This is a genomic window from Candidatus Aegiribacteria sp., from assembly GCA_021108005.1.
In the GTDB taxonomy this organism is placed as follows: Bacteria; Fermentibacterota; Fermentibacteria; order Fermentibacterales; family JCC-6; genus Aegiribacteria.
The window spans coordinates 1-2,409 of record JAIORS010000180.1; the positions used below are offsets into that span (position 1 = coordinate 1).

The following is a 2,409-nucleotide window of genomic DNA, read 5'->3' on the forward strand; positions in this document are numbered from 1 at the left end:
AGTTTTGTGTATATTTATCTTACAAAGCTGAAGTACTGGCCATATGGCACTATTTCTAAAACGGGGTCGTTGACTTCGGGAGGCTGGCATGATGGACGCGGAGGTCGGGCTGGTTGTGGAGTCAGAAGGGTTTTGTGGGGTGAGTTGAAAGACTTGATGCAAGAGAAGAGTAAAGAGGGGCATATGATGACTCTACCAATATTTCGCTAATGACAAAGAGATAAAGGAAGCTGCTGAACTTATAAGAAATGTCAGTGAATACTGTGACAAAGCTTTAGAAATAGCCAAAAGTGATATTGAAAGCAAGGAAAAAGTTAATGAAACTACAGAGATGCTAAGGGAGCTTCAATAGAGGAGAAGGCAGGTAAGATTTTCATAAGTGAAAGGCGAAACTTATCATTGAAATACCAAATGAGCAGCTTTGAAGAAGGAAAAATCATGAAAGAACGAAGGTATGATATCGATTGGCTGAGGGTTCTGGCGATATTGACAATCTTCCTATTTCACTGCACCAGATTCTTCGATCCATTGGACTGGCATTTAAAAAATGCCGAGCAGAGTTTCATTGCGCTTCTCTTCGTTGCTTTCCTTTATTCGTGGATCATGCCACTCTTCTTCCTGCTTTCTGGAGTTGGTTCCTGGTACTCGCTAAAATCCAGGACCGGCGGGAAGTATCTTGTTGAGAGAGTTAAACGGCTTTTGATCCCTCTATATATAGTAGGCATGCTTATCCTTCTACCACCTCAGGCTTACTTTGACCGCATTACCAATGAAGGGTATACCGGCACTTTTTGGGAGCAGATTCCGCATTATTTTAGCGGTCTTGTCAGTATTGATTCTCAAGATCTTCATGATCCCTCTTTTTTATTGCCCATTCCTTTTTCCGGTCATTTGTGGTTTCTCCAGTATCTTTTTCTTATCTCGCTGATGACACTGCCACTGCTTTTATACCTAAAATCAGAACAGGGTCAGCTCCTAATCGAAAGACTGGCTGTATGGTGCGATCGTCGGGGTGGCATATTTCTATTCCTGATTCCACTTATTCTTGTCCTGGTCAGTCTTCGAAGCCTTTTTGAAGGAGAGCGTACCTGGGCTGATTTTATCTACTACATGGTCTTCTTTGTAATAGGTTATCTCACACCTGCCGACAAACGCTTTACAGAAGGCTTTAAAAGACATATATGGATATGCCTGGCACTGGGGATCGTTGCCTTTTGTGGTGCATTTTTTATAATTGGATTATTGGATTACAGCTACCCGGGAGGCGAGTCCTTCTCCCCGATATATGTACTCTTTCAAATTGTAATAAGTACTGCCAGCTGGTGCTGGGTTGTCTTTATCCTTAGCCTGGGTGCAAGGTACCTGAATTTCAATAACAAGGTACTCGCTTACAGCAATGAGGCGGTCCTTCCCTTCTACATATTCCATCAGACGATTATCCTTCTTGTTGCCTGGTTTGTCATACGCTGGAGCATGGATATTTTACCGAAGTATCTAATTATCAGCGTGGTATCCTTTGTTCTGATCATAGCCTTGTACGAGCTACTCGTTAGACGCATTAATATAGTGCGGTTTTTCTTTGGCATGAGGCCTAAAAAACGACTAGCTAAATAACTGCCTTTGAGCTAAGCATGGCTGAGTGCACTTTGCGGTGCAGATACATTGCTGAACGCCGACTTCACGTATAACGTTGCTGCGTGGAAGCCCGAAATAAAATACAATGTGATCGGGGGTCAGGGCAAACTCGTTGTCCGGCAGCCTGGAGTGGGGGTACAGTTGGACCTGACGCCCGCAACGAATGGGATTTGCGTCTTCAAGATGAGACCCCCATGGATCTGAGCATCGACATAAGCAACGGAAACTGTGATTTTAACAGTATATATATTCCACTCAAATCCACATAATTGTTAATTATAATTTTTAAAAAACCTTTGCTATTGGCACTAGTCATCGGTACGAGCAAAGCCAACTTTTCTTATACGCCAGGTCCGCGATGTATTATCATGATATACCCCAAACAAGTTCCACCATACCTTCGATCAACAGGCCGCCGAACCAGGACGCGATGGGGATCAGTAAATAGAGCACCACTTTCACAATGGTCGAGCTCTGGAAGGGCCATTCAGGAACATCTTCAATGAGACGGCGATATGCCTCCAGATCCCCCATCTGGCTGGACGATCCCTCCGATGATATATCGTGCAGTAGGGGGATGGCCTGCCGTATCTTCTCCCGGGTCCATTGTAACTCTGCCTGTTTAGCTTCTCGAATTCGTCGGTGCACCCCGCGTACCGGCAGCAACAGGCCGAGCAATGCAACCGGTAAAGTAAGACCTACCATAATAACAACAAGAAGCCACTGTCCCGGCTCCAGCAGGAACAAACTGCAAATTGACACAAACCCAATTAT

General features: G+C 44.5%; 3 protein-coding genes. 2 read left to right on the forward strand and 1 reads right to left on the reverse strand.

Going from position 1 to position 2,409, the window contains the following annotated elements; all coding sequences use genetic code 11:
• Positions 1 to 438: 438 nt before the first annotated feature.
• Both K8S15_11400 and K8S15_11405 read left to right on the forward strand, forming a co-directional pair.
• Positions 439 to 1,614 (forward strand): acyltransferase family protein, encoded by a 1,176-nt coding sequence (locus K8S15_11400; GenBank protein ID MCD4776639.1) that lies wholly within the window; start codon positions 439 to 441, stop codon positions 1,612 to 1,614.
• Between the two features lie 48 nt (positions 1,615 to 1,662).
• Positions 1,663 to 1,839, forward strand: coding sequence for a toast rack family protein (locus tag K8S15_11405; GenBank protein ID MCD4776640.1), 177 nt, complete (start codon positions 1,663 to 1,665; stop codon positions 1,837 to 1,839).
• A gap of 162 nt (positions 1,840 to 2,001) precedes the next feature.
• Here the strand turns inward: K8S15_11405 and K8S15_11410 are convergent.
• Positions 2,002 to 2,409: hypothetical protein (locus K8S15_11410; GenBank protein MCD4776641.1), on the reverse strand; the 408-nt coding region annotated here is incomplete at its 5' end.

Coding starts and splice junctions, on each gene's coding strand:
- K8S15_11400 (MCD4776639.1), top strand. CDS start 439: ATGAAAGAACGAAGGTATGATATCGATTGGCTGAGGGTTCTGGCGATA.